Annotated in this window: 20 protein-coding genes; 16 read left to right on the top strand and 4 right to left on the bottom strand. The window is 70.3% G+C overall.

The genetic code is table 11. The features are described from left to right. Positions 1–12: 12 nt before the first annotated feature. From ACWD0Y_RS15755 to ACWD0Y_RS15745, 3 genes are all read right to left on the bottom strand, one after another. The gene (locus tag ACWD0Y_RS15755) at positions 13–1,974 is read right to left on the bottom strand and encodes a fumarate reductase/succinate dehydrogenase flavoprotein subunit (protein WP_450260904.1); all 1,962 of its coding nucleotides are present in this window, start codon (positions 1,972–1,974) and stop codon (positions 13–15) included. Positions 1,975–2,004: 30 nt separating this feature from the next. Then, on the bottom strand, positions 2,005–2,841 hold the full coding sequence (locus ACWD0Y_RS15750; RefSeq protein WP_450260903.1) for a hypothetical protein: 837 nt from the start codon (positions 2,839–2,841) through the stop codon (positions 2,005–2,007). Between the two features lie 102 nt (positions 2,842–2,943). Continuing rightward, positions 2,944–3,237 carry a hypothetical protein gene (locus ACWD0Y_RS15745; RefSeq protein ID WP_450260902.1) on the bottom strand — a complete coding sequence of 98 codons (294 nt, stop codon included), beginning with the start codon at positions 3,235–3,237 and terminating at the stop codon, positions 2,944–2,946. A gap of 303 nt (positions 3,238–3,540) precedes the next feature. On the opposite strand from ACWD0Y_RS15745, the gene ACWD0Y_RS15740 reads away from it, so the two are divergent. From ACWD0Y_RS15740 to ACWD0Y_RS15685, 12 genes are all read left to right on the top strand, one after another. Further along, complete coding sequence (locus tag ACWD0Y_RS15740; protein WP_450260901.1) at positions 3,541–5,943, top strand: ABC transporter family substrate-binding protein; 2,403 nt, start codon at positions 3,541–3,543, stop codon at positions 5,941–5,943. Between the two features lie 368 nt (positions 5,944–6,311). Further along, positions 6,312–8,183: a translational GTPase TypA gene (gene typA, locus ACWD0Y_RS15735; RefSeq protein ID WP_093799244.1), complete on the top strand. Its 1,872-nt coding sequence runs from the start codon at positions 6,312–6,314 to the stop codon at positions 8,181–8,183. Between the two features lie 475 nt (positions 8,184–8,658). Further along, positions 8,659–10,278, top strand: a complete 1,620-nt coding sequence (locus ACWD0Y_RS15730) for a peptide ABC transporter substrate-binding protein (protein ID WP_450260900.1) — start codon at positions 8,659–8,661, stop codon at positions 10,276–10,278. A 120-nt stretch (positions 10,279–10,398) separates the two neighbouring features. Continuing rightward, positions 10,399–11,328, top strand: a complete 930-nt coding sequence (locus ACWD0Y_RS15725) for an ABC transporter permease (protein WP_093799242.1) — start codon at positions 10,399–10,401, stop codon at positions 11,326–11,328. Further along, complete coding sequence (locus tag ACWD0Y_RS15720) at positions 11,321–12,274, top strand: ABC transporter permease (protein ID WP_450260899.1); 954 nt, start codon at positions 11,321–11,323, stop codon at positions 12,272–12,274. Before ACWD0Y_RS15725 ends, ACWD0Y_RS15720 begins: the two co-directional genes overlap by 8 nt. Positions 12,275–12,289: 15 nt before the next feature. Then, the gene (locus tag ACWD0Y_RS15715) at positions 12,290–13,348 is read left to right on the top strand and encodes an ABC transporter ATP-binding protein (protein WP_450260898.1); all 1,059 of its coding nucleotides are present in this window, start codon (positions 12,290–12,292) and stop codon (positions 13,346–13,348) included. Continuing rightward, positions 13,341–14,492 carry an ABC transporter ATP-binding protein gene (locus ACWD0Y_RS15710; protein WP_450260897.1) on the top strand — a complete coding sequence of 384 codons (1,152 nt, stop codon included), beginning with the start codon at positions 13,341–13,343 and terminating at the stop codon, positions 14,490–14,492. The genes ACWD0Y_RS15715 and ACWD0Y_RS15710 overlap by 8 nt, the downstream gene beginning before the upstream one ends. A gap of 175 nt (positions 14,493–14,667) precedes the next feature. Further along, positions 14,668–16,293: a peptide ABC transporter substrate-binding protein gene (locus ACWD0Y_RS15705; protein WP_450260896.1), complete on the top strand. Its 1,626-nt coding sequence runs from the start codon at positions 14,668–14,670 to the stop codon at positions 16,291–16,293. A gap of 42 nt (positions 16,294–16,335) precedes the next feature. After that, the gene (locus tag ACWD0Y_RS15700) at positions 16,336–17,259 is read left to right on the top strand and encodes an ABC transporter permease (RefSeq protein ID WP_450260895.1); all 924 of its coding nucleotides are present in this window, start codon (positions 16,336–16,338) and stop codon (positions 17,257–17,259) included. Beyond that, complete coding sequence (locus tag ACWD0Y_RS15695; protein ID WP_450260894.1) at positions 17,252–18,232, top strand: ABC transporter permease; 981 nt, start codon at positions 17,252–17,254, stop codon at positions 18,230–18,232. The genes ACWD0Y_RS15700 and ACWD0Y_RS15695 overlap by 8 nt, the downstream gene beginning before the upstream one ends. An 11-nt stretch (positions 18,233–18,243) precedes the next feature. Next, the gene (locus tag ACWD0Y_RS15690) at positions 18,244–19,227 is read left to right on the top strand and encodes an ABC transporter ATP-binding protein (RefSeq protein ID WP_450260893.1); all 984 of its coding nucleotides are present in this window, start codon (positions 18,244–18,246) and stop codon (positions 19,225–19,227) included. Further along, positions 19,220–20,293: an ABC transporter ATP-binding protein gene (locus ACWD0Y_RS15685; protein WP_450260892.1), complete on the top strand. Its 1,074-nt coding sequence runs from the start codon at positions 19,220–19,222 to the stop codon at positions 20,291–20,293. Before ACWD0Y_RS15690 ends, ACWD0Y_RS15685 begins: the two co-directional genes overlap by 8 nt. Positions 20,294–20,489: 196 nt before the next feature. Here the strand turns inward: ACWD0Y_RS15685 and ACWD0Y_RS15680 are convergent, their stop codons facing one another. Continuing rightward, positions 20,490–22,616, bottom strand: coding sequence for a prolyl oligopeptidase family serine peptidase (locus ACWD0Y_RS15680; protein ID WP_450260891.1), 2,127 nt, complete (start codon positions 22,614–22,616; stop codon positions 20,490–20,492). A gap of 168 nt (positions 22,617–22,784) precedes the next feature. Between ACWD0Y_RS15680 and ACWD0Y_RS15675 the strand changes: the two genes are divergently transcribed. The 4 genes from ACWD0Y_RS15675 (at position 22,785) to ACWD0Y_RS15660 (ending at position 26,462) form a co-directional block, all read left to right on the top strand. After that, on the top strand, positions 22,785–22,979 hold the full coding sequence (locus ACWD0Y_RS15675) for a hypothetical protein (RefSeq protein ID WP_028811826.1): 195 nt from the start codon (positions 22,785–22,787) through the stop codon (positions 22,977–22,979). Between the two features lie 22 nt (positions 22,980–23,001). Continuing rightward, positions 23,002–23,889: an N-acetyl-1-D-myo-inositol-2-amino-2-deoxy-alpha-D-glucopyranoside deacetylase gene (gene mshB / locus ACWD0Y_RS15670; RefSeq protein ID WP_450260890.1), complete on the top strand. Its 888-nt coding sequence runs from the start codon at positions 23,002–23,004 to the stop codon at positions 23,887–23,889. Continuing rightward, positions 23,886–24,254, top strand: a complete 369-nt coding sequence (locus ACWD0Y_RS15665) for a DUF6113 family protein (RefSeq protein ID WP_450260889.1) — start codon at positions 23,886–23,888, stop codon at positions 24,252–24,254. The genes mshB and ACWD0Y_RS15665 overlap by 4 nt, the downstream gene beginning before the upstream one ends. 168 nt (positions 24,255–24,422) lie before the next feature. Then, positions 24,423–26,462, top strand: a complete 2,040-nt coding sequence (locus ACWD0Y_RS15660; protein WP_450260888.1) for a hypothetical protein — start codon at positions 24,423–24,425, stop codon at positions 26,460–26,462.

Below are 26,462 nucleotides of genomic sequence, written 5' to 3'. Positions count from 1 at the left end.
CTGTGTGTCCGATCATGACAGGAGCTCCTCTTCGGCGAGGTACTTGATCAGCTCTTCCTTCTCGAAGAGGCCGAGCAGATCGGGACGGACGGGCTCGGTGGTCTCCCGTACGAGCGAGATCCGGCCCGCCGGCGGACCGGCCGGCGCCGGGCCGCCGCCGGGGTCCGCCAGGTGGCAGAGCAGGTTGACCCGGCGCCACTCCCGCTCCATGGCCGGGCAGTCCTCGCGGGTATGACCGCCGCGGCTCTCGGTGCGCTCCAGCGCAGCCCGCGCGACGCACTCGCTGACCAGCAGCATGTTCCGCAGGTCCAGGGCCAGGTGCCAGCCCGGGTTGAACTGGCGGTGCCCCTCGACCCCGGCCCGGCGCGCCCGTACCCGCAGCTCGGACAGTTTCTCCAGGGCCCGCTCCATCTCCGGCGCCCGCCTGATGATGCCGACCAGGTCGTGCATCGCCTGCTGGAGTTCCTGGTGGAGGGTGTACGGGTTCTCCGGCGGATGCCCGTCCGCCTCGCCCGGCTCCGGCGCGCTGAACGGGCGCAGCGCCTCGGCCGCCGCCGCGTCCACCTGGGCGGTGTCCGGCCGCGGCCGTGCGGTCCCGGCCCCGAACCCGGTCGCGTACTGCGCGGCGTACAGACCGGCCCGGCGCCCGAAGACCAGCAGGTCCGAGAGCGAGTTGCCGCCGAGCCGGTTGGAGCCGTGCATGCCGCCCGCCACCTCGCCCGCGGCGTACAGCCCCGGGACGGTGCGGGTCGCGGCGGTGTCGGAGTCGACGGCGACGCCGCCCATCACGTAGTGGCAGGTCGGCCCGACCTCCATCGCCTCGGCGGTGATGTCGACGTCCGCCAGCTCCTTGAACTGGTGGTACATCGACGGCAGCCGGCGCCGGATCGTCTCGGCCGGCATGCGCGTCGACACGTCGAGGAAGACACCGCCGTGCGGGGAGCCGCGGCCCGCCTTCACCTCGGAGTTGATGGCGCGCGCGACCTCGTCGCGGGGGAGCAGTTCGGGGGGACGCCGGTTGTTGTCCGGGTCCTCGTACCAGCGGTCGCCCTCCTCCTCGGACTCCGCGTACTTCTCCCTGAAGACGTCGGGGATGTAGTCGAACATGAACCGCTCGCCCTCGGAGTTGCGCAGGACACCGCCGTCGCCGCGCACCGACTCGGTGACGAGGATGCCCTTCACCGAAGGCGGCCAGACCATCCCCGTCGGGTGGAACTGGACGAACTCCATGTTGAGCAGCGGGGCGCCCGCGAGCAGCGCCAGCGCGTGCCCGTCGCCCGTGTACTCCCAGGAGTTCGACGTCACCTTGAAGGACTTGCCGATGCCGCCGGTGGCCAGCACCACGGCCGGCGCCTCCAGGACGAAGAAGCGGCCGGACTCGCGCTCGTAGCAGAAGGCGCCCGCGACCCGCCCCCCGTCGTCCTCCGGACCGCGCTCTTTCAGGACCCGGGTGACGGTGCACTCCTGGAAGATCTTCAGCCGGGCCTCGTAGTCACCGGACTCGCGGAAGTCCTCCTGCTGGAGCGCGACGATCTTCTGCTGGAGGGTGCGGATCAGCTCCAGGCCGGTCCGGTCGCCGACGTGCGCGAGACGCGGGTACTCGTGCCCGCCGAAGTTGCGCTGCGAGATCCTCCCGTCCGGCGTGCGGTCGAACAGCGCGCCCCAGGTCTCCAGCTCCCACACCCGGTCGGGCGCCTCGCGCGCGTGCAGCTCCGCCATCCGCCACTGGTTGAGGAACTTGCCGCCGCGCATGGTGTCGCGGAAGTGGACCTGCCAGTTGTCGCCAGAGTTCACGTTGCCCATGGACGCGGCGATGCCGCCCTCGGCCATCACCGTGTGCGCCTTGCCGAAGAGCGACTTGCAGATGACCGCGGTACGGGCCCCCTGCTCCCGCGCCTCGATGGCGGCGCGCAGTCCGGCGCCGCCCGCGCCGACCACGACGACGTCCCACTGCTGCCGTTCGAGCTGTGTCATCGGGCACCTTTCATCCGGTCGTCCGGTCGTCTAGAACAGCCGCGGGTCGTCGAAGGCGCCGGACGCCAGCAGGTACACGTAGAAGTCGGCGAGCGCGACACTGACCAGCGAGGCCCAGGCGAGCGCCATGTGATGGGCGTTGAGCCTGCTGACCCAGCCCCACAGCCGGTAGCGCACCGGGTGCTTGGAGAAGTGCTTGAGCCTGCCGCCGACGATGTGCCGGCAGGAGTGGCAGGAGAAGGTGTACGCCCAGATCAGCCCGATGTTGACCAGGAAGACGAGGGTGCCCAGGCCCATGTGGCCCCATGCGTACGTCTCGTCGCGGAAGGCCAGCACGGTGTCGTAGGTGAGGATCCCGGCGACGGGGACGGCGGCGTAGAAGAAGTACCGGTGGATGTTCTGGAGGACCAGCGGGAAGCGGGTCTCACCGGTGTACTTCTTGTGCGGCTCGGCGACGGCGCAGGCGGGGGGCGAGGCCCAGAAGCCCCGGTAGTAGGCCTTGCGGTAGTAGTAGCAGGTCAGCCGGAAGCCGAGCGGGAAGACCAGGATCAGCAGGGCGGGGGACAGGCCCCACCAGCTGCCGAAGATCTCCCAGTTGGGGCCGCCCTTCATCGGCACGCAGTTCTCCGCCAGGCAGGGCGAGTAGAACGGCGAGACGTAGGGCGCCGCGTAGTAGTCGGCGTTCGCGAAGGCCCGCCAGGTCGAGTACACGACGAAGGCGAGCAGTCCGGCGGCGGTCGCGGCGGGCGCCAGCCACCAGCGGTCCGTACGCAGATGGCGGGCGGCGATCGTGGCGCGCGAGACGTCATGGACGCCATGGGCGCCGGGGACGTCCGTGCGGGGCTGGGGTTCTGTACCAGTGGCCAACGAGGACTCCGTATGGAGCGGGCAGTCGGGACGGGGCAGGGGCGGGCGGCGGGCCGGGCCGGTGCGTACCGCTGCGGCGCGTGCCGCTGCGGGGCCGTGCCCCTAGGGCGCGTGCCGGTCGCGGGCGCCGAGGCCCTCGTCGTCCGAGTCCGTCCACAGCGCGCTGTTGTACGGGTCGTCCGAGATGGCGACCAGGTCGGGGCGCGACTGGGGAGGGTGCAGGGTGGGGGCGGCCTCGGCCAGCAGGACGAGGCTCTCGCGGAGGTGGCTCGCGTCGGTGCGTACGCGCCTGATCTCCAGGCTGCCGCCGCCGACCTGCTTCTCCAGCCGTTCGACCGACCGGACCAGAGTGTCGAGGCAGCGCTGAACCGCTGCCAGATCTTCCTGCAGGGACATGGGATGCCCTCATTTCCACGGTGGCGCGTGGTCACGCTCATGCGCCTGCGAGTGTCGCGCGTCACATCCCTCCTTGTGAAGGGATGTGCAGCGATTCTCGGCGCGCGCCGGCCCGTGCGCCCCCTCGGTTGGGCCGCACGGGTGGGGTTCGGGGGGTGTGCCGCCGTGTCGCCGACGGCTCACGCGCGGGGTCCTTTTCAGTTGAAGGGTAGTAGATGTGATCACCATCATATGCCGCCAAATGTGAAAAACCGGGCCCATTCCGACAGGGTGTGGGCCGGGCCGGCCCTGGAGGTACCAGCCATGTCCCACGTCGGCGTCCCCCGCGGGAAGGTCCCCCACGGGGAGGCACCCCGCAGGAAGGCATCCCTCCGCACGCCCCGGCGGTCCCGGGCCGTCCACTGCCTCGCGCTCGTCACCGCCGGTGTGCTCACGCTCCCCGCACTGGCCGGCTGCTCCTCGGGCGACGACCCGACGCAGGCGGCGGCGGTCCCCCAGGACATCGCCCCGGCCGGACGCGACCAGGTGGCCGACGGCGGCACGGTGCGCTGGGCCCTCGACACGAAGCCGGCCACCCTCAACGCCTTCCAGGCCGACGCGGACGCCTCCACCACACGCATCACCGGCGCCGTGCTCCCCTCGCTCTTCACCCTCGACGAGCGCGGACGCCCGCAGCGCAACGCCGACTACCTGGAGTCCGCCGAGGTCGTCGAGCGCGAGCCCAAGCAGGTCGTGCTCTACAAGATCAACCAGCGGGCGGTGTGGAGCGACGGCCGGGAGATCGGGGCGCCGGACTTCGTGTCCCAGTGGCGTGCGCTGAACGGCAGGGACACCGCGTACTGGACCGCCCGCAACGCCGGCTACGAGCGCATCGAGAAGATCGAGCGCGGCGCCAGTGACCTGGAGGTCAGGGTCACCTTCGGCAAGCCCTACGCGGACTGGCGCTCGCTCTTCACGCCGCTCTACCCGAAGAGCGTGACGGGCAGTCCCGACTCCTTCAACGACGGTGCCCGCGCCAAGCTCAAGTCGACGGCGGGCCCCTTCAGGTTCAAGAGCCAGGACCGCGCGGCCGGCACGGTGACGCTCGTCCGCGATCCCCGCTGGTGGGGGAAGGCCGCGAAGCTCGACACGCTCGTCTTCCGCGCGGTGGCGCGCGACAAGCGCACCGCCGCGCTCGCCGCCGGCGAGCTCGACATCGCCGACGTCGGCCGCAGCACCGCGGACCGGATGGCCCTGGCCGCCAGGCAGGCGGGCGCCGCCGCCAAGGGGCGGCAGCCGGCCCACGGCCCCGGAGCCGCCGTCACCCCCGCCTCCGCGCTCAGGTCCTGGGCGATCGCCCACGGCTCCGCCGAGGAGGCGGCCGAGGCCGAGCGGAAGGCCCGCAAGAAGTCCCGCGAGGCGATCAGGAAGTACGCCGACGAGCAGGCCGAGCTGCGCGGCTTCTCCCTCCGCAAGTCCCTCGAACCCGCCTACACGCAGCTCGCGCTGAACGGCACGTCGGGTCCGCTCACCGACGACCGCGTACGCCGCGCGGTGGCCCGCGCGCTCGACCGCCGCGCGCTCGCCGAGGTCGTACTGAAGCCGCTCGGCCTGCCCGCCCACCCGCTCGGCAGCCATCTCGCGCTGGCCGGCCAGGAGGGGTACACCGACAGCAGCGGCGCCCTCGGCGACCAGGACACCCAGGCCGCGCAGGCGCTGCTCGCGGACGCGGGCTGGACGCCCGGCGGCGCGGCGCGGCAGACGCCGGACGGTGCGAAGGCGGGCAGCGAGGCGGAAAAGAAGGCGGAAAAGAAGGAGAAGAACAAGGAAAGCGGAGCCGACGAGGGCATGTACATCGTCGGAGACGACGAGAGCGGCAAGAAGAGCGACAAGAAGAGCGACAAGAAGAGTGACGAGAAGAACGCGGACGTGAGCGATTCCAAGCCGGGCGGCCGCGCCCACGGCTCGGAATCCGGTACGTACGTCCTGGCCCCGGCGCCCGACGCGGTCCTCCAGAGCCGGGCGCTGCGCGCGCAGGCGCGCTTCGTGGACCGGCCGAAGGCCGACGCGGGCACCAAGGACAGCGCCGACGGCCGGCAGAAGGGCGGCATCGCCGGCGCCTACGCCCCGCTCGGCACCGCGGCCCCCGCCGGCGCCGCCCCGGGCCCGCTCGCCAAGGACGGCAAGACGCTGACCCTGCGTTTCGTCCTCCCGGCGGGCCCCGGCTCGGAGACGCTGCGCGCCGTCGGCGACAAGATCTCGCAGATGCTGGAGCGCATCGGCGTACGCACGGAGATCAGCAAGGTCTCCGACGCGAGTTACTTCAAGGACCACATCGCCTCGGGCGACTACGACCTCGCCCTCTACTCCTGGCCCGCCACCCCCTACCCGGCCACCGACGCCCGCCCGATCTTCGCCAAACCGGAGCCGGCCGCCGACGGGTCGCTGCTGGTCGAGCAGAACTACACGCGCGTCGGTACGGACCACATCGACCAGCTCTTCGACCAGGCCATGGCGGAGCTGGACGAGGAAGCCGCCCGTGACCTGCTGAAGCGGACCGACGCCCGGATCTGGGCCGCGGCCGGATCCATCCCGCTCTTCCAGCGTCCCGAGGTCGTCGCGGTCAGGTCCCACCTCGCCAACGCGGGCGCCTTCGGCTTCGCCACCCCGCGCTACCAGGACATCGGCTTCAAGAAGGCCGAAACCGACGACCGCTCGAAGAAGTAGCGAAGAAGTAGCGAAGAAAACCGAAGGAACTGGAGAACTCGCAGGTCAGGGCCCTCAGGATTGGCTCAAGTCACTTGCCCGCCGGCCTTGCCGGCGGGCACAGTGGCAGGTGCCCCTTGACCCGGGACCGCCCCGCACCCCCACCTCCGCGCAGGGCTTCCACGCAGGGCCCGAACACACCCCCCGACACAGCTTCACCGGACCGCCCGGAGCCCTCGCGCGGGGCCGGTACCGATCGCCCGGGAAGCCCGCGCGGTTCGCTCCCCGTACCATGGGGGGTAGCCGTGGCGCGACCGCCCGGCGGGCGTATGAGGAAACGAACCGAATACGACGCCCGATCCCACGATCGAGAGAAGCGCAAGTCACCCATGCCCACGCGCCACGACATCCGTAACGTAGCCATCGTCGCCCACGTCGACCACGGCAAGACCACCCTGGTCGACGCCATGCTCAAGCAGGCCGGTGCCTTCGCCGCACACGCCGCGGAGTCGCTCGACGACCGCATGATGGACTCGAACGACCTGGAGCGTGAGAAGGGCATCACGATCCTGGCCAAGAACACGGCGGTCAAGTACCACCCGAAGGACGGCGGCGACGCCATCACGATCAACATCATCGACACCCCCGGCCACGCCGACTTCGGTGGTGAGGTCGAGCGCGGCCTGTCGATGGTCGACGCGGTCGTCCTGCTGGTCGACGCCTCCGAGGGCCCGCTGCCGCAGACCCGCTTCGTGCTCCGCAAGGCGCTCGCCGCGAAGATGCCGGTCATCCTCTGCATCAACAAGACCGACCGCCCGGACTCCCGGATCGCCGAGGTCGTCGACGAGACCTACGACCTGTTCCTGGACCTGGATGCGGACGAGGACCAGATCGAGTTCCCGATCGTCTACGCCTGCGCGCGTGACGGCGTCGCCTCGCTGACCAAGCCGGAGGACGGCACCGTCCCGGCCGACAGCGAGAACCTGGAGCCGTTCTTCTCCACGATCCTCCAGCACGTCCCGGCCCCCGAGTACGACGAGACCGCCCCCCTTCAGGCGCACGTCACCAACCTCGACGCCGACAACTTCCTCGGCCGCATCGCGCTGTGCCGCGTGGAGCAGGGCGAGCTGCGCAAGGGTCAGACCGTCGCCTGGATCAAGCGTGACGGCACGATGTCCAACGTCCGCATCACCGAGCTGATGATGACCGAGGCCCTCACCCGCAAGCCCGCCGAGAAGGCGGGCCCGGGCGACATCTGCGCCATCGCCGGTATCCCGGACATCATGATCGGCGAGACCCTGGCCGACCCCGAGAACCCGATCGCGCTGCCGCTGATCACGGTCGACGAGCCCGCCATCTCGATGACCATCGGCGCCAACACCTCGCCGCTGGTCGGCAAGGGCGGCAAGGGCCACAAGGTCACCGCCCGTCAGATCAAGGACCGCCTCGACCGCGAACTGGTCGGCAACGTCTCGCTGCGCGTCCTGGACACCGAGCGCCCCGACGCCTGGGAGGTGCAGGGCCGCGGTGAGCTGGCGCTGGCCATCCTGGTCGAGCAGATGCGCCGTGAGGGCTTCGAGCTGACCGTCGGCAAGCCCGAGGTGGTCACCAAGGAGATCGACGGCAAGAAGCACGAGCCGATCGAGCGCATGACGATCGACTCGCCGGAGGAGCACCTGGGCGCGATCACGCAGCTCATGGCGACCCGCAAGGGCCGCATGGAGACGATGACGAACCACGGTTCGGGCTGGGTCCGCATGGAGTGGATCGTCCCGTCCCGCGGCCTCATCGGCTTCCGTACGGAGTTCCTGACGCAGACCCGCGGCACCGGCATCGCGCACTCCATCTTCGAGGGCCACGAGCCGTGGTTCGGCGAGCTGCGCACCCGCCACAACGGCTCGCTGGTCGCCGACCGCGCGGGCACGGTGACGCCGTTCGCGATGGTCAACCTCCAGGAGCGCGGTGTCATCTTCACCGAGGCCGGCACCGAGGTCTACGAGGGCATGATCATCGGCGAGAACTCGCGCGCCGACGACATGGACGTGAACATCACCAAGGAGAAGAAGCTCACCAACATGCGTGCGGCTTCCGCGGACACCACCGAGAACGTGGTCCCGGCCCGCAAGCTCTCCCTGGAGCAGTCCCTGGAGTTCTGCCGCGAGGACGAGTGCATCGAGGTGACCCCGGAGACCGTGCGTATCCGCAAGGTCGTCCTGGACCAGAAGGAGCGCGGCCGCACGGCTTCGCGCGCCAAGCGCTGACGTACTGACGTACTGACGTACTGACGTACTGAGACACCGAAGGCCGGTTGCCGTCACTCCCCGCGGGGAAGGACGGCAACCGGCCTTCGGTGCGTCAGGATCCTGGAACCGACACGCACTTATGATCTTCGCCGTCAAGCGGATTTAGGGGCGGGTGCGTCCGGTTATCGGTCGTTGCTCTCCGGAAGCTGCGTTAACAGTCCGTTTCGGGGGTGTCTGTCTGAGATCATTTTGTCCGGATTTCGGGCAGGTGGGCCCGGTCGATGTTGTCAAAACGAGACCCTTTAGGTGTGGTTTACGGGTCGGTGTTACTTAATAGTTGGCTCCATTGAGCTCGGGTCAATGGGTCACGCACTGTGGGGAGTGCCGACTCACGAGCACACTCGGGGTACATGCGACTCATCGCCGTCAGGGGTGTCGGCGACCGTCTGCTTACCCCTCTTGTAGTGATCAGTGGACTCATGAGGAGGAACCCATGCGTGGTGCCAAGAGCGCCAAGTGGGTCGCAGGTGCGATAGTCGTGGCTCTGTCGGCAACGGCGTGCGGTGGCTCGGACAGCGGCGACACGGAGGCCAAGGAGAAGGGCAAGCCCGCCGGTTACGTCTCCATCGACGTCGGCGAGCCGCAGAAGCCGCTGATCCCGGCCGACACGAACGAGACGCTCGGCAGCTACGTCATCCAGTCGCTGTTCACTCAGCTCCTGGACTTCGACGCCAAGGGCCAGATCGTCTACACGAACGCCGAGTCGATCGAGACGACCGACTCGAAGACGTGGACGGTCAAGCTCAAGAAGGGCTGGAAGTTCCACAACGGCGAGGCTGTCACCTCCGAGTCGTACATCAACGCCTGGAACTGGTACGCCAACGTCGAGAACAAGCAGCAGAACGCCTTCTGGTTCGAGGACATCAAGGGCTACGAGGACGTCCACCCGGCCAAGGGTGCGCCGAAGGCCGACAAGATGTCCGGCCTCAAGGCCGTGGACGACACCACGTTCACCATCGAGCTGTCGAAGCCGGTTCCGTACTTCGAGTACAAGCTCGGCTACACGACCTGGGCCCCGCTGCCCAAGACGTTCTACGGCGACCCGAAGGCGTTCGGCCTGAAGCCCGTCGGCAACGGCCCCTACATCTTCGAGAAGTGGGACCGCAAGAAGCTCATCCAGGTCAAGGCCAACCCGGACTACCAGGGTCCGAACAAGGCCCAGAACAAGGGTGTCCTCTTCAAGAACTACGCGACCGTCGAGGCCGCGTACCAGGACCTGCTCTCCGGCAACCTGGACATGATCCGCCAGATCGGCCCGAAGGACCTGCCGAAGTACAAGCAGGACCTGGGCGACCGCGCGATCGACCAGGAGTACGCGGCGATCCAGTCGCTCGTCCCGACCTTCTACAGCAAGACCTTCAAGGACATCGACCCGAAGGTCCTGCAGGGTCTGTCGATGGGCATCGACCGCGAGACGATCACCAAGACGGTGCTCAACGGCACGCGCACGCCGGCCACGAGCTTCACGCCCCTCGGTGTCCAGGGCAACCAGAAGCTCGACACGGACGTCTTCACGTTCGACGCGGCCAAGGCGAAGAAGCTCGTCACCGAGGGCGGCGGCGTTCCGGGCAACAAGATCTGGATCCAGTACAACGCCGACGGCGGCCACAAGGAGTGGGTGACCGCGGTCTGCGAGTCCATCCGCAACTCCACCGGGGTCGAGTGCCTCCCGGACGCGAAGCCGGACTTCCAGACCGACCTGGAGGCCCGTGACAACAAGGAAGTCAAGTCCTTCTACCGTGGTGGCTGGGTCGCCGACTACCCGGTGAACGCCAACTTCATGCGCGAGCTGTACGGCACCACCGCCGAGGCGAACAACGGCAAGTTCTCCGACAAGGAGGTCGACGCCGCGTTCAAGAAGGGCGACAACGCCAAGTCCCTGGAAGAGTCGATCAAGCTCTACCAGGAGGCCGAGAAGCTGGTGCTGGAGAAGATGCCGGCCATCCCGCTGTGGCAGTACCGCATCAACGGCGGGCACTCGGAGGCTGTCGACAACGTCGAGGTCGACTTCCACGGTGACCTCGAAGTTACCGGCGTCACCGTCAAGAAGTAGTCCGCTCGCTGACCACCCCTCATCCGGTCAGTACCCGCCACCGCACCGGCGGTAGGCCCGGGGGCCGCTTCCTCGATCAGGAAGCGGCCCCCGGCCACAGTTATCCACACGGAGGCAAACATGGGGCGTTATGTCGCGCGGCGACTGCTCCAGATGATCCCGGTCTTCATCGGGTCAACCTTGCTGGTCTTTTTGATGATGTACGCCCTGCCCGGTGACCCCGTGCGCGCGCTCGCCGGCGAGCAGGCCGTGGACCAGGCACAGATCGCCCAGATGAAGAAGGACCTCGGGCTCGATCTGCCGATCTGGCAGCAGTACTGGAACTACCTGACCGGCCTGTTCCAGGGCGACTTCGGTACCCAGATCGCCACCCAGCGCCCCGTCGCCGAGGTGATCGGGGACGCGTTCCCGATCACGGTCCGGCTGGCCCTGTTCGCCTTCGCCTTCACGGCGATCGTCGGCATCGCCATGGGTGTCCTGGCCGGCCTGAAGGCCGACACCTTCCGGGACCGGGGACTGCTGGTGGTGACGCTCCTGCTGATCTCCGTTCCGTCCTTCGTACTCGGCTTCCTCGCCCAGTACTTCTTCGCCCACCAGCTGGGCTGGGTCGAACCGAACGTGAGCGCGCTGGCGGAGTCGCACGAGCTGATCCTGCCCGCCGTGGTCCTGGGTTCGCTCTCCCTCGCGTACGTCGCCCGGCTCACCCGCACCTCGGTCGCGGAGAACCTGCGCTCCGACTACATGCGCACCGCCGTGGCGAAGGGCCTGCCCCGCCGGCGCATCGTGGGCGTCCACCTGATGCGCAACTCCATGATCCCCGTGGTCACCTTCCTCGGCACCGACATCGGCACCCTGATGGGCGGCGCGGTCGTCACCGAGGGCATCTTCAACGTCCAGGGCGTCGGTTACGCCGTCTTCGGCGCGCTGAAGTCGCGTGAGGGCTCCACCGTGGTGGGCATCGTCACCCTCATCGTGGTCGTGTATCTCGTCGCCAGCCTGCTCGTCGACCTGCTCTACGCGGTCCTGGACCCGAGGATCCGTTATGCCTGAGGCGCTCGAAGCCACCGTCAAGAACGGGACACCGGTCGCACCCGACGCGCAGGTCAAGGCCGCCGACGCGGCCAAGGCCGAGAAGCCGCGCAGTCTGTGGTCCGACGCCTGGCACGACCTGCGGCGCAACCCGCTGTTCGTGGTCTCGGCGATCCTGATCGTGTTCCTGCTGACCATGTCCGCCTTCCCGGGCCTGTTCACCAGCGCCGACCCCCGGCACGCGGACCTCGCCAAGCACTACCTCCAGAAGCCGAACTGGGGGAACCTCTTCGCCGAGGACTGGTTCGGTTACGACGTCCAGGGCCGCTCGATCTACGCCCGCGTCATCTACGGCGCCCGGGCGTCGATCGCCGTCGGTGTCTTCGTCACTCTCCTCGTCACCGTCATCGGTACGGTGACGGGCATGCTCGCCGGTTACTTCGGCGGCTGGATCGACACGCTGCTGTCCCGCGTCACGGACATCTTCTTCGGCATCCCCTTCATCCTCGGCGCGATGGTGGTGCTGACCTCCTTCGAGCAGCGGCACGTCTGGGTCGTGATCCTGGCGCTCGCGTTCCTGGGCTGGACCCAGATCGCCCGTGTCGCCCGGGGCTCGGTCATCACCATCAAGCAGGCCGACTACGTGATGGCGGCGAAGGCGCTCGGCGCCTCCACCTCCCGCATCCTGCTCCGGCACATCCTGCCCAACGCGATCGCCCCGGTGATCGTGGTCGCCACCATCGCGCTCGGCGGCTACATCTCGGCCGAGGCCACGCTGTCCTTCCTGGGCATCGGTCTCGCGGAGCCGACCGTCTCGTGGGGCGTCGACATCTCGTCGGGCCAGGAGCAGCTGCGCAACGCGGCCTACGTCCTGATCATCCCGTCGATCATGGTGTCGATCACCGTCCTGGCCTTCATCATGCTCGGCGATGCGGTACGCAACGCCCTCGACCCCAAGCTGCGCTGAGGGAGGCGTACGTACATGACCATCATCGACAAGACGGCGGACGTTCCCGCGTCCCGAGGTTCGACGGACGGCGGCGGACCGCTGCTCGACGTCCGTGACCTGCACGTGGAGTTCAAGACCCGCGACGGCGTCGTCAAGGCCGTCAACGGCGTCAACTACAGCGTCTCCGCCGGCGAGACCCTCGCCGTGCTCGGCGAGTCCGGTTCCGGCAAGTCCGTGACGGCGCAGGCCATCATGGGCATCCTCGACATGCCGCCCGGCCGCATCCCGCAGGGAGAGATCCTCTTCCGCGGCGAGGACATGCTGACCATGGGCTACGAGGAGCGGCGCAAGATCCGCGGCCAGAAGATCGCGATGATCTTCCAGGACGCGCTGTCCTCCCTCAACCCGGTGCTGTCCGTCGGCTACCAGCTCGGCGAGATGTTCCGTGTCCACCAGGGCCTGTCCAAGAAGGACGCGAAGGCGAAGGCCGTCGAGCTGATGGACCGGGTGCGCATCCCGGCGGCGAAGGAGCGGGTCGACGACTACCCGCACCAGTTCTCCGGCGGCATGCGCCAGCGCATCATGATCGCGATGGCGCTGGCCCTGGAGCCCGACCTGATCATCGCCGACGAGCCCACCACGGCTCTCGACGTGACCGTCCAGGCGCAGGTGATGGACCTGCTCGCGGAGCTCCAGCGCGAGTACAACATGGGCCTGATCCTGATCACCCACGACCTCGGCGTCGTCGCCGACGTCGCGGACAAGATCGCGGTCATGTACGCGGGCCGGATCGTCGAGACCGCCCCGGTCCACGAGCTGTACAAGCGCCCCGCGCACCCGTACACCCGTGGTCTGCTGGACTCGATCCCGCGCCTGGACCAGAAGGGCCAGGAGCTCTACGCGATCAAGGGCCTGCCGCCCAACCTGCTGAAGATCCCGTCCGGCTGCGCCTTCAACCCGCGCTGCCCGAAGGCGCAGGACATCTGCCGTACGGACGTCCCGGCCCTGCTGTCCGTCACCGAGCGGGACGGCGGCGAGCTGCCGGGGCGCCGCAGTGCGTGCCATTTCTGGAAGGAGCAGATCCATGGCTGAGCTGAAGAAGAACGACGAGGCTGCCGTGGACGCGACCCCCAACGTCACCGCGGTCGAGACCGTCGACGCCGCCAGCACCGAGGAGGCGGTGGCGGCGATCGAGGCCCCGGTCGAGCGCGGGGAGCCGATCCTCCAGGTGCGCAACCTGGTCAAGCACTTCCCGCTGACGCAGGGGATCCTGTTCAAGAAGCAGGTCGGTGCGGTCAAGGCGGTCGACGGGATCTCCTTCGACCTCTACCAGGGCGAGACGCTCGGCATCGTGGGGGAGTCCGGCTGTGGCAAGTCCACCGTCGCGAAGCTCCTCATGACGCTGGAGAAGGCGACCGCCGGCGAGGTCTTCTACAAGGGCCAGGACATCACCAAGCTGTCCGGGCGCGCGCTGAAGGCGGTGCGCCGCAACATCCAGATGGTGTTCCAGGACCCGTACACCTCGCTCAACCCCCGTATGACGGTGGGCGACATCATCGGTGAGCCGTACGACATCCACCCGGAGGTCGCGCCCAAGGGCGACCGGCGCCGCAAGGTCCAGGAGCTCCTGGACGTCGTGGGCCTGAACCCGGAGTACATCAACCGGTATCCGCACCAGTTCTCCGGCGGCCAGCGCCAGCGCATCGGCATCGCCCGCGGCCTGGCGCTCCAGCCGGAGATCATCATCTGCGACGAGCCGGTGTCGGCGCTGGACGTGTCCGTCCAGGCGCAGGTCATCAACCTGATGGAGAAGCTCCAGGACGAGTTCAACCTGTCCTACCTCTTCATCGCGCACGACCTGTCGATCGTCCGGCACATCTCGGACCGGGTCGGCGTCATGTACCTCGGCAAGATGGCCGAGATCGGTACGGACGTGCAGATCTACGACCACCCGACGCACCCCTACACCCAGGCGCTGCTGTCGGCGGTCCCGGTCCCCGACCCGGACGCCCGCGAGGGCCGCGAGCGGATCATCCTCACCGGCGACGTCCCGTCCCCGGCGAACCCGCCGTCCGGCTGCCGGTTCCGTACGCGCTGCTGGAAGGCGCAGGACAAGTGCGCCGAGGAGGTCCCGCTGCTGGCGGTCCCCGAGCGCTTCGCGTCCTCGGACACCCCGGCGGCGCACGAGTCGGCGTGTCACTTCGCCGAGGAGAAGGACGTCGTCCACGCGGCGTGACGCTGCTCGGCCGTACGCACACGGGGGCGCCCCGGGCCATCACGGCCCGGGGCGCCCCCGCTTTTCGGCGCGTGCCCGCGTCCGCCGCGCGAACGGGCGCGGTTGAAGTGCGGTATGTGCGGCTCTGGGGTGATATGGGTGCTACGTGAGACCCAAGGACCTCAGGAGGGACTCCATGCGCGGAGCCACGCACGCCAAGTGGGCGGCATGTGCCCTGGCCGCCGCCCTCGCGGCGACGGCCTGCGGCGGCGGTGGCAACGGCGGTGGCGGTGCGTCAGGAGTGGTCAGCTCGTCCTGGGGCGACCCGCCGAACCCGCTGGAGCCCGCGAACACCAACGAGGTGCAGGGCGGCAAGGTCCTCGACATGCTCTTCCGCGGCCTCAAGCGGTACGACCCGAAGACCGGTGAGGCCCAGGACTGGCTGGCCGAGAGCATCGACACCACCGACTCGCGGAACTTCACCGTCACCGTCAAGGACGGCTGGACGTTCAGCAACGGCGAGAAGGTCACCGCCAAGTCCTTCGTCGACGCCTGGAACTACGGCGCGCACCTGAAGAACAACCAGCGCAACGCCTACTTCTTCACCTACATCGAGGGCTACGACAAGGTCCACCCCGAGAAGGGCGAGGCCACCGCCGGCACCCTCTCCGGCCTGAAGGTGAAGGACGACAGGACCTTCACCGTCAGGCTCACCCAGAAGTTCTCCACCTGGCCCGAGACCCTCGGCTACAACGCCTTCGCGCCGCTGCCCAGGGCGTTCTTCGACGACCACGACGCCTGGCTGGCCAAGCCCGTCGGCAACGGCCCGTACACCGTCGAGTCGTACACCAGGGGCTCGATGATGAGCCTGCGCAAGTGGGACCAGTACCCCGGTGAGGACAAGGCGCGCAACGACGGCGTGGACCTCAAGGTCTACACCGACAACACCATCGCGTACACCGACCTCACCGCGGGCAACCTCGACCTCCTCGACGACGTACCGGCCTCCCAGCTCAGGAACGTCCGGGCCGACCTCGGCGACCGCTACATCAACACCCCGGCCGGCATCATCCAGACCCTCGCCTTCCCCTATTACGACAAGCGGTGGAACGCCGACGGCATGGAGAAGGTCCGCAAGGGCCTGTCCATGGCGATCGACCGGCAGCAGATCACCGACACGATCTTCCAGAAGACCCGCACCCCCGCCAAGGACTGGACCTCCCCGGTCCTCAAGGAGGAGGGCGGCTTCGACGACGGGCTGTGCGGCGATGCGTGCGAGTTCGACGCGGCCGAGGCGAAAAGGCTGGTCGAAGAGGGCGGCGGCATTCCCGGCGGCACGCTGCGGCTCACGTTCAACGCGGACACCGGCTCCCACCGGGAGTGGGTCGACGCCGTCTGCAACAGCATCAACAACGCGCTGGGGAACGACAGGGCGTGCACGGGCAACCCCGTCGGCACCTTCGCCGACTTCCGCAACGAGATCACCGCCCACAAGATGACGGGCCCCTTCCGGGCCGGCTGGCAGATGGACTACCCGCTGATCCAGAACTTCCTCCAGCCGCTCTACTACACGAACGCCTCGTCCAACGACGGCAAGTGGTCCAACGAGGAGTTCGACCGGCTCGTCGACGAGGCCAACGCCGAGGCCGAACCGGTCCGGGCGGCCGAGAAGTTCAAGGACGCCGAGGAGGTCGTACGCGACGAGATGGCCGCCATCCCGCTCTGGTACCAGAACGGCAGCGCCGGCTACTCCGACCGGATCTCGAACGTGGCCCTGAACCCCTTCAGCGTCCCCGTCTACGACGAGATCACGGTGGGCTGACACCGGGCCGGACGTAGGCGCCCCCCTTCCGAGGAGCCCTTCATGGGACGTTATGTGATCCGGCGTCTGCTGCAGATGATCCCGGTCTTCTTCGGCACCACACTGCTGATCTTCCTGATGGTGAACGTCATGGGCGACCCCGTCGCGGGGCTCTGCGGCGACCGGCAGTGCGACCCCGCGACCGCCGCCCGGCTCCGCGCGGAGTTCGGCCTCGACCAGCCCGTGTGGCAGCAGTACGCGACGTACATGGGCAACGTCTTCACCGGCGACTTCGGCACCGCCTTCAACGGCCAGAAGGTCACCGAGCTGATGGGGACGGCCTTCCCCGTGACCGTCCGGCTGGCCGCCGTCGCCGTCGTGTTCGAGGTGGTGATCGGCATCAGCCTCGGCGTGCTCACCGGCCTGCGCCGCGGCCGCCCCGCCGACACCGGTGTCCTGCTCGTGACGCTCGTGGTCATCTCGGTCCCGACGTTCGTCACCGGCCTGCTGCTCCAGCTGCTGCTCGGCGTGAAGTGGGGGATCATCGAGCCGGCCGTCCCGCCCATGGCCACGGTCGACGAGCTGCTGGTCCCCGGCCTGGTCCTGGCCTCGGTCTCCCTGGCGTACGTCACCCGCCTCACCAGGACCTCCGTCGCCGAGAACGCCCGCGCCGACTACGTCCGCACGGCCGTCGCCAAGGGCCTGCCCAGGCGCCGCGTGGTCTCGCGCCACCTCCTGCGCAACTCGCTGATCCCCGTCGTCACCTTCATCGGTACGGACGTGGGCGCCCTCATGGGCGGCGCCATCGTCACCGAGCGGATCTTCAACATCCACGGCGTCGGCTACCAGCTCTACCAGGGCATCGTCCGGCAGAGCTCCCAGACCGTCGTCGGCTTCGTGACCGTCCTGGTGCTGGTCTTCCTGCTGGCGAATCTGATCGTCGACCTCCTGTACGCCGTACTCGACCCGAGGATCCGTTATGCCTGAGCCCCCCTACGGTCCCGACGCGGCGGTCTCGGAGGCCGGAGCCGGCGGCGCGACGGATCTCGCCCCGGACGAGGGCCGGGCGCTGGAGGAGGGGCCCGGGGGCCCGCAGGACCCGGACCCCGCCGGCAGGCCGCGGAGCCTGTGGTCCGACGCCTGGCGGGACCTGCGCCGCAATCCGGTCTTCGTCGTCTCCGGGCTCGTCATCGTCTTCCTCGTCGTCATCTCGCTCTGGCCGTCCCTGATCGCGAGCGGCAACCCCCTCCACTGCGACCTCGGCAGGGCCCAGGAAGGCTCCCAGCCCGGCCACCCCTTCGGCTTCGACGGCCAGGGCTGCGACGTCTACACACGCACCGTGTACGGCGCCAGGACGTCGGTGACGGTCGGCGTCTGCTCCACCCTCGGGGTGGCCCTCCTCGGCAGCGCCCTGGGCGGCCTCGCCGGCTTCTTCGGCGGCGGCTGGGACGCGCTGCTGTCCCGCATCACCGACGTCTTCTTCGGCATCCCCGTCGTCCTCGGCGGCCTCGTCTTCCTCTCCGTCGTCACCAGCACCACCGTCTGGCCGGTGATCGGCTTCATCGTGCTGCTCGGCTGGCCGCAGATCGCCCGTATCGCACGCGGCTCGGTCATCACCGTCCAGCAGAACGACTACGTGCAGGCGGCGCGGGCGCTCGGCGCGAGCAACGCACGGATGCTGCTGCGGCACGTCGCGCCCAACGCCGTCGCGCCGGTCATCGTCGTGGCGACCATCGCCCTCGGTACGTACATCTCCCTGGAGGCGACCCTCTCCTTCCTCGGCGTCGGCCTGCGCCCGCCCGCCGTGTCCTGGGGCATCGACATCTCCGCCGCCTCCAGTTACGTCCGCAACGCCCCGCACATGCTGCTCTGGCCGGCGGGCGCGCTCGCGGTCACGGTGCTCGCGTTCATCATGCTCGGTGACGCGGTGCGCGACGCCCTCGATCCCAAGCTGCGCTGAGGAGCCCCGCCATGCCCGGCCCATTGCTCGAAGTACGTGACCTGCACGTGGAGTTCCGCCTGCGCGACGGGGTCGCCAAGGCCGTCAACGGCGTCGACTGCGCGGTGGCGGAGGGCGAGACGCTCGCCGTGCTCGGCGAGTCCGGCTCCGGGAAGTCCGTCACCGCGCAGGCGGTCATGGGCATCCTCGACATGCCGCCGGGGAGGATCACGGGCGGCGAGATCGTCTTCCGGGGCCGCGACCTGCTGAAGCTCAGGGAGGACGAACGGCGCGGGGTCAGGGGCCGGGAGATGGCCATGATCTTCCAGGACGCGCTGTCCTCCCTCAACCCGGTGCTGTCCGTCGGCCACCAGCTCGGCGAGATGTTCACCGTCCACCGGGGGATGTCCAGGAAGGACGCGAAGGCGAAGGCCGTCGAGCTGATGGACCGGGTGCGCATCCCGGCGGCGAAGGAGCGGGCCGGTGACTACCCGCACCAGTTCTCCGGCGGCATGCGCCAGCGCATCATGATCGCGATGGCGCTGGCCCTGGAGCCCGACCTGATCATCGCCGACGAGCCCACCACGGCTCTCGACGTGACCGTCCAGGCGCAGGTGATGGACCTGCTCGCGGAGCTCCAGCGCGAGCTCGGCATGGGGCTCGTCCTCATCACGCACGACCTGGGCGTCGTCGCGGACGTCGCCGACAGGATCGCCGTCATGTACGCGGGCCGGATCGTGGAGACGGCGCCGGTCCACGACATCTACAAGGCGCCGGCCCACCCGTACACCCGCGGCCTGCTGGACTCGATCCCGCGCCTGGACCAGAAGGGCCGGGAGCTGTACGCGATCAGGGGCCTGCCGCCGAACCTCACGCGCATCCCGTCCGGCTGCCCCTTCCACCCCCGCTGCCCGCTGGTCCGCGACGTGTGCCGCACCGATGTGCCGCCGCTGTACGAGGTGGAGGACGGCCGGGGGAGCGCGTGCCACTTCTGGCCGGAGACCCTCCATGGCTGAGCCGGCCGGGCGGGGCGCCGAGCCGGTCCTGGAGGTACGGGACCTGCACAAGCACTACCCGCTCACACGGGGCGTCCTCTTCAGGAAGCAGGTCGGCACGGTCAGGGCGGTCGACGGCGTCGACCTCGGCCTGGCGGCGGGCGAGACGCTCGGCATCGTGGGGGAGTCGGGGTGCGGCAAGTCCACGCTGGCCAGGCTGCTGGTCCATCTGGAGCGGCCCACGTCCGGGACGATCCTCTACAAGGGCGAGGACGTCACCAAGCTGTCCGGGCGCGCGCTGAAGGCGGTGCGCCGCAACATCCAGATGGTGTTCCAGGACCCGTACACCTCGCTCAACCCCCGTATGACGGTGGGCGACATCATCGGTGAGCCGTACGAGATCCACCCCGAGGTCGCGCCCAGGGGCAGCCGGCGGCAGAAGGTCCAGGAGCTCCTGGACGTCGTCGGCCTGAACCCGGAGTACATCCACCGCTATCCGCACCAGTTCAGCGGCGGCCAGCGCCAGCGCATCGGCATCGCGCGGGGGCTCGCGCTCCAGCCGGAGATCATCGTGGCCGACGAGCCGGTGTCGGCCCTCGACGTCTCGGTCCAGGCGCAGGTCGTCAACCTGCTGGAGAAGCTCCAGAGCGAGTTCGGCCTCAGCTACGTCTTCATCGCGCACGACCTGTCGATCGTGCGGCACATCTCCGACCGGGTCGGCGTCATGTACCTTGGGCGGATCGTCGAGACCGGCCGGGACGCCGAGATCTACGACCACCCGACCCATCCCTACACCCAGGCGCTGCTGTCCGCCGTGCCCGTGCCCGACCCGGAGGCCCGCGACCACCGCGAGCGGATCCTCCTGACCGGTGACGTGCCGTCGCCGGCGAACATCCCGTCGGGCTGCCGGTTCCGCACGCGCTGCTGGAAGGCGTGGGACCGGTGCGCGCTGGAGGTGCCGGCACTGGCGGTGCCGGCGGCCTTCCGGGACGAGGACTCCCCGGCGGCGCACGACTCGGCGTGCCACTTCGCGGAGGAGAAGCACGTCGTCCCGGCGGAGGACGGGCCGGGCGCGCCCGTCGGATGACGGCCGGCCGGGTTAACAGCCGCGCAACTCGGCCGACCCCACACCGATATGTGGACGGACGACACTGAACATCGTGCGGCCGTGCGGGTGCCGTTGCCCGGCCGGGGGCGCCGCCATGTCGCCCCCGGCCGGGTACTCGCGCCCCGGGCCCCGGAGGACCAGGTCCGTCCGGCGACCGGGTGGGGGCCGGCGGGGATCACCTCGGCCCCAGCGACCGCCGCAGGAAGTCCACCTGGAGCAGGAGCAGATTCTCCGCGACCTGCTCCTGCGGCGTCATGTGCGTCACCCCCGACAGCGGCAGCACCTCGTGCGGCCGCCCCGCGGCGAGCAGCGCCGACGACAGCCGCAGCGTGTGCGCCATCACCACGTTGTCGTCCGCCAGGCCGTGGATGATCATCAGGGGCCGGTGCGTGCCGGCCGGCCGGGACAGCCCCTCGTCGGTGACGAGCGAGTTGGCGGCGTACACCTCCGGCTGCGCGTCCGGGTCCCCGAGGTAGCGCTCCGTGTAGTGCGTGTCGTACAGCCGCCAGTCGGTCACGGGCGCGCCCGCGATCCCCGCGTGGAAGACGTCGGGCCTGCGCAGCACCGCGAGGGCCGCCAGATAGCCGCCGTACGACCAGCCGCGGATCGCGACCCGTGCGAGGTCCAGCGGGAAGTCCGCGGCCAGTGCGTGCAGCGCCTCGATCTGGTCGTCGAGCGTGAGCGTGAAGTCGTCCCTGACGGCCTTCTCCCAGCCGGGGGAGCGGCCGGGGGTCCCCCGCCCGTCGGCCACGACCACCGCGAAGCCCTGGTCGGCGAACCACTGCGAGGTGAGGTGGGCGTTGTGGACGGCGACGGCGCGCCGGGCGTGCGGTCCTCCGTACGGATCCATCAGCACCGGAAGCGGGCCGTCCTCCTCCGTGTAGCCCGCCGGGAGCAGGACGGCGCACGGAATCCGCCGCGCGCCCCCCTCGACGAGCCGCACGCGGGCGCGCAGCACGGGTTCCTCGGCGTACGACGCGACCACGGCCTCCTGCTTGCCGTCGCGCACCACCCGCACCACCGTGCCGCTGCTCTCCGCGCACGCCGAAGCCAGCACCGTCACCCCGCCCGACCGCACCGCGGAATGCACGCCCGGCCCCTCCGAGAGGCGCTCCACGCCCAGCTCGCCGACCCGGTAGACATGCACCTCGCCGGTCTCCGCGGCAGCGGCCTCCGGGCCCGCCGAGGCCGACACGAGCACATCGCCGTCCGACACGTCCAGCACCGCCCGCACCTGCAACTGCGGCCCGGTCAGCGTCCGGTCGCCGACGGCCAGCACCCGCGCCCCGCCCTCGTCCGCGATCCGTACGAGCCGTCCGTCCGGGGCCCAGACCGGCACCCCGTCGAAAAGATCCAGCCACACCGGGTCCTCGTCCACGTGCACGGTCCGCGTCGCACCGGTCCCGGTGTCCACCGCCAGGTACACCTGGCTGCGCTGGTCCCGCGCCTGCACCAGCAGCAACGGCGCGCCCGCGTCCGACCAGTGGACCCGTGCCAGGTACGGATACCTCGCACGGTCCCACACCACCTCCGTGCGCTCCCGGCCGTCCACCCCGTACAGGAAGAGCCGCACCTCGGCGTTGGGCGTCCCCGCCGCCGGGTACGCGACCCGCGCGGGCTCGCTGTGCGGGTTGGCCGGATCCGAGATCCACCAGCGCGCCACGGCCGCGTCGTCCGCGCGGGCGACCAGCAGCCGGTCCGACTCCGGCGACCACCAGAAGCCGCGCGAGCGGCCCATCTCCTCGGCCGCCACGAACTCCGCCAGGCCGTACGTCGTGCCCTCGTCCTCCGGCTCGGCGAGCGCCCGGTCGCCGTCGCCCTCCGCGCCGATCACCCGCAGGGCGCCCTGGGCGACGTACGCGACACGCAGCCCGTCCGGCGACGGCCGGGGGTCGAGAACCGGCCCCGCGGCGGGCAGCTCGCGGGCGGTGCCGGCCCGCAGCTCGGCCGCGAACAGCCGCCCCGACAGCGCGAACGCGGCCAGCTCGACCGCCGTGTCCACGGCGTACGACACGATGCCCGCGGACCCCTCCCGGCTCCGCTCGCGCCGCGCCCTCTCCTGCGCCGACAGCTCCTCGGCGGCGCCGCCGAGGAGCTGTCCGGGATCCGCGGCGACGCGCTCCTGCGCGCCCCCCTCCAGATCGAGCACCCAGAGCCGGTGGGCGCGGTCGGTGCCGGACGAAGAACGGAGGAACACCACGCGGGCCCCGTCGGGCGACACCGTGAACGCGCGGGGTGCCCCGAGGGAGAAGCGCTGAGTCCTGGCGTGCTGCCGGGGGAAGGAGAGTTGATTCGTCGTCATATGCCCGAAGCTACCGCTCGCGACGTCACTTCATGCGCCCCTCGTGCTGCCGTGCACCGAACAATGCGTACACACGGATAGTTATGATCCGTAGCGCCTGGTGGGTATGAACTTGCCGGGAGCTGTCCGCATGCCCGTTTCGGCCCGAGTAAGTGGAGGTGAACCGCCGTGGCACTCTCGATTTCGGCGGTAGTGCTGTTGGCGATCATCGTCATCCTGATGGTCCGGAAATCGGGACTGAAGGCCGGACATGCGGCGGTTTGCGTATTGCTCGGCTTCTATCTCGCCAGTTCCTCCATCGCTCCCACCATCAACGAACTGACCACGAACGTGGCAGGGATGATCGGGGGCATCAAGTTCTGAGCGGGGCTCGTAGGGTGGTCCCATGACGGACCAGGACCACCCAGCCCGTCGTCTGCTCCTCGTGCACGCGCACCCGGACGACGAGTCGATCAACAACGGCGCCACCATGGCCAAGTACGCCGCCGAGGGCGCCCGGGTCACCCTGGTGACCTGCACCCTCGGCGAGGAGGGCGAGGTCATCCCGCCCGCCCTCGCGCACCTGGCCGCCGACCGCGACGACACCCTCGGCGCCCATCGCATCGCCGAACTGGCCGCCGCGATGAAGGAACTGGGGGTCACCGACCACCGCTTCCTCGGCGGCCCCGGCCGCTTCCGCGACTCCGGGATGATGGGCGTCCCGCAGAACCACCGCGAGGGCGCCTTCTGGGCCGCGCCGGTGGACGAGGCGGCGGCGTACCTCGTCGAGGTGGTCCGTTCCGTACGCCCGCAGGTCCTCGTCACCTACGACCCGGACGGCGGCTACGGACACCCGGACCACATCCAGGCCCACCGCGTCGCGATGCGCGCGGCCGACCTCGCGGCCGACCCGGACTTCCGCCCGGACCTCGGGGCGCCGCACACCATCGCCAAGATCTACTGGAACCGCGTGCCGCGCACCTACGCGGAGGACGGCTTCGCCCGCCTGCGCGCGGCAGCGGTGAGCTTCCCGGGCACCGCCGCCGTGGACGACATCCCCGGAGTCGTCGACGACGCGCGGATCACCACGGAGATCGACGGCGCGCCGTACGCCGGGGCCAAGACCGCCGCGATGCGCGCGCACGCCACCCAGATCACGGTGGAGGACGGTTTCTTCGCCCTCTCCAACCACCTGGGCCAGCCCGTCCTCGTCACGGAGTTCTACGAGCTGGTACGCGGTGAACGCGCCGCCGGCGGACGTGAGACGGATCTCTTCGCGGGAGTGGACTCGTGACCCCGGGCCGCACCGCCGCCTACCTCCTCCTCGTCGTCCTGGGCGCGCTCACGGGCGCGGCGGGCGTACTCGTCCACGCGGCCTGGTTCCCCGGCGGCCTGCTGCTGGCGCTGCTCGCGGCGGCGGGCGTCTTCTACGGCTCCCTGTACGCCACGGGCACGAAGGCCGGTGTCGGCGCGTCCGCCGCCGGATGGCTCGTGGCCGTCGTCCTGCTGACCGTCAGCCGTCCCGAGGGCGATCTGCTCGTCGGCGGCTCCGCGGTCTCGTACGCCTACCTGCTGGGCGGGATGGCCGTCGCTGTGATCTGCGCCACGATGACGGAACTGCCGCGGCCGCCTGCGGGCCGCGCCCGACTTGGCAAATGACGTACTAGTTGAGTCCGTGAACCGGCCGTGCCCGCGCGGCCGTCGGGCCCTTAGCCACCCTGGGCGCGGGGCGCCTGTCGGCGGCGGCCAGTATGGTGGTGCGCGCCGCCGGGCCTCCCGCAGTACAGGGTAAGAGCGGGCGAGCGGAGCTAACCGGGAGAACCTGCCTTGAGTCGTGAAACTGACAGTTCGTCCTCCGGCCCCCAGGGGCGTGGCGGAGCCGCGTACCCCTCGGGGACGCCGCCGTACGGATCCCGCCAGTATCCGTCGCCGCACCCCGGGCAGGACGCTCCGGAGGAGACTGCCGGGGCCGCCGCGGGGGCGGAGCCGGACGAGCCCAGGACCGAGACCACGCTGACCACCCGCATCCGGATCAACATCCCCGGATCGCGGCCGATCCCCCCGGTCGTCGTGCGTACGCCCGTGGGCGACGCGGAGCCGCCCTCCTCGCCCGTGAAGGCCGAGCGCACGGGTGCCACGTCCCGCCCGCCCGAGCCGTCGCGGGACACCGCGGCCGAGCCGTCGCGGGAGGAGGCCGGTCCCGGCGAGGACAAGCAGCCGCCGGCCAGCGACTGGTTCGCGCCGCGCAAGTCGTCGCCCGCGCCCGCTCCGTCGCCGGCCGCTGCCGCGCCGGCCGCGCCGCAGGGCGGTGGGCAGCGCCCCGAGTTCCCGTACTCCACGCCCTCCACGCCGGAAGAGCCGCAGCGCCAGAGCGCCGCCCCGCTGCCGCGCCGTACCACCGGCGGCACGCCCGGTGACGCGGCCGCGAACGGGGGCAGCCGCGCCGCCGGCACGCGTCCGTCCGGCCCCACGGGCCCCCTGGGCCCGACGGTCGGTCCGGCGGGGCCGACCGGCCCGGCCGTCGGTCCGGCGGGTCCGACCACCGGCCCGATGACCGGCAGCTCGCCCTTCCTGGGCTCCGGCCCGCGCCCCGGTTCCGGCGTGCACCCGCCGGGCGTCGCAGGTTTCCCGGCCCAGCCCTCCATGACCGACGACACGGCGGTACTGACCCCGCAGAACCCGGCCCCGGGCCCCTCCGCGGGCGAGTACGTCTCCGGTGACACGCTGACCAGTGGCATGCCCGTGATCCCGGCGGCGGAGCGGCACTCGCCGTTCGCCCCGCCGCAGGCCGGCGCCCGCTTCGTCCCGGACCCGGTCTCCCCCGGCCCGGACGGGCCGGCGGCCCCGGCCCCCGGCCCGGCCGCCCCCGCCCGGACCACACCGCCGCCCGCCGCCTCCTCCGCCCCTGCCGCTCCCGCGAAGAAGGGCCGCTCCAAGCTGGTCCTGCTGGCCGTGGGCGTCGTGGGGCTGGCCGGTGTGGCGTACGGCGCGGGACTCCTCATGAACCACTCCGACGTACCGAAGGGCACCACCGTCCTCGGCGTCGACATCGGCGGCGGCACGAAGGAGGAGGCGGTCGGCAAGCTCGACACCGCCCTCGGCAAGCGCGCCGCCACGCCGCTCGTCCTCACCGTCGACGGCAAGCAGGCGAAGCTGAAGCCCTCCAAGGCCGGTCTCGCCCTGGACAGCCAGGAGACCGTGCGCGGCGCCGCGGGCAGCGACTACAACCCCGTCTCCGTGATCGGCTCCCTCTTCGGCGGCGAGCGCGTCGCCGAGCCGGTGATCCCGGTCGACGAGGAGAAGCTGAGCGTCGCGCTGGCCGACCTGGCGGGCACCTCGGGCACGGCCAGCGAGGGCACGATCAAGTTCGTGCCCGGCAAGGCGGTCGCCGTACCGGGCAAGGCGGGCAAGCAGCTCGACGTGGTCCGCTCGATGACCCGGGTCAAGGACGCCTACCGCGCCCAGGTGGAGACCGGCAGGCCGAACACGGTGGAGCTGCCCGTCGTCACCAGGTCCCCGAAGATCGGCCGGGCCGAGCTGGACCGGGCCATGCGGGAGTTCGCCCAGCCGGCGATGTCCGGCCTGATCACGATCAAGGCGGGCGGCAAGCAGATCCAGTTCGGCCCGGCGAGGTCCCTGCCGAAGATCCTCTCCATGAAGCCGATCGACGGCCGGCTGGTGGAGGTCTACGACAAGCAGGCGATCGAGCAGCTTCTGGAGGGCGTCTTCGACGGCGTTCAGATCACCAAGGGCGACGGCAAGAAGCACCCGGTCACCGCGGACGACGTGGCCTACGCCATGCGCACGGCACTCGTGGGCAAGACCCCGGCGCAGCGTGTCCAGGAGATCAGTCTCAACCCGAGCTAG

The sequence above is a fragment of the Streptomyces altiplanensis genome (genome assembly GCF_053591575.1).
This window is presented reverse-complemented; position numbering and strand designations above follow the sequence as displayed.

What these genes read in the sequence shown, in the direction of transcription:
- ACWD0Y_RS15700 (WP_450260895.1), top strand. Translation starts at nt 16,336, where the DNA reads ATGGGACGTTATGTGATCCGGCGTCTGCTGCAGATGATCCCGGTCTTC.
- ACWD0Y_RS15710 (WP_450260897.1), top strand. Translation starts at nt 13,341, where the DNA reads ATGGCTGAGCTGAAGAAGAACGACGAGGCTGCCGTGGACGCGACCCCC.
- ACWD0Y_RS15730 (WP_450260900.1), top strand. Translation starts at nt 8,659, where the DNA reads ATGCGTGGTGCCAAGAGCGCCAAGTGGGTCGCAGGTGCGATAGTCGTG.
- ACWD0Y_RS15740 (WP_450260901.1), top strand. Translation starts at nt 3,541, where the DNA reads ATGTCCCACGTCGGCGTCCCCCGCGGGAAGGTCCCCCACGGGGAGGCA.
- typA (WP_093799244.1), top strand. Translation starts at nt 6,312, where the DNA reads ATGCCCACGCGCCACGACATCCGTAACGTAGCCATCGTCGCCCACGTC.
- ACWD0Y_RS15725 (WP_093799242.1), top strand. Translation starts at nt 10,399, where the DNA reads ATGGGGCGTTATGTCGCGCGGCGACTGCTCCAGATGATCCCGGTCTTC.
- ACWD0Y_RS15695 (WP_450260894.1), top strand. Translation starts at nt 17,252, where the DNA reads ATGCCTGAGCCCCCCTACGGTCCCGACGCGGCGGTCTCGGAGGCCGGA.
- mshB (WP_450260890.1), top strand. Translation starts at nt 23,002, where the DNA reads ATGACGGACCAGGACCACCCAGCCCGTCGTCTGCTCCTCGTGCACGCG.
- ACWD0Y_RS15705 (WP_450260896.1), top strand. Translation starts at nt 14,668, where the DNA reads ATGCGCGGAGCCACGCACGCCAAGTGGGCGGCATGTGCCCTGGCCGCC.
- ACWD0Y_RS15690 (WP_450260893.1), top strand. Translation starts at nt 18,244, where the DNA reads ATGCCCGGCCCATTGCTCGAAGTACGTGACCTGCACGTGGAGTTCCGC.
- ACWD0Y_RS15755 (WP_450260904.1), bottom strand. Translation starts at nt 1,974, where the DNA reads ATGACACAGCTCGAACGGCAGCAGTGGGACGTCGTCGTGGTCGGCGCG.
- ACWD0Y_RS15715 (WP_450260898.1), top strand. Translation starts at nt 12,290, where the DNA reads ATGACCATCATCGACAAGACGGCGGACGTTCCCGCGTCCCGAGGTTCG.
- ACWD0Y_RS15685 (WP_450260892.1), top strand. Translation starts at nt 19,220, where the DNA reads ATGGCTGAGCCGGCCGGGCGGGGCGCCGAGCCGGTCCTGGAGGTACGG.
- ACWD0Y_RS15680 (WP_450260891.1), bottom strand. Translation starts at nt 22,616, where the DNA reads ATGACGACGAATCAACTCTCCTTCCCCCGGCAGCACGCCAGGACTCAG.
- ACWD0Y_RS15720 (WP_450260899.1), top strand. Translation starts at nt 11,321, where the DNA reads ATGCCTGAGGCGCTCGAAGCCACCGTCAAGAACGGGACACCGGTCGCA.
- ACWD0Y_RS15745 (WP_450260902.1), bottom strand. Translation starts at nt 3,237, where the DNA reads ATGTCCCTGCAGGAAGATCTGGCAGCGGTTCAGCGCTGCCTCGACACT.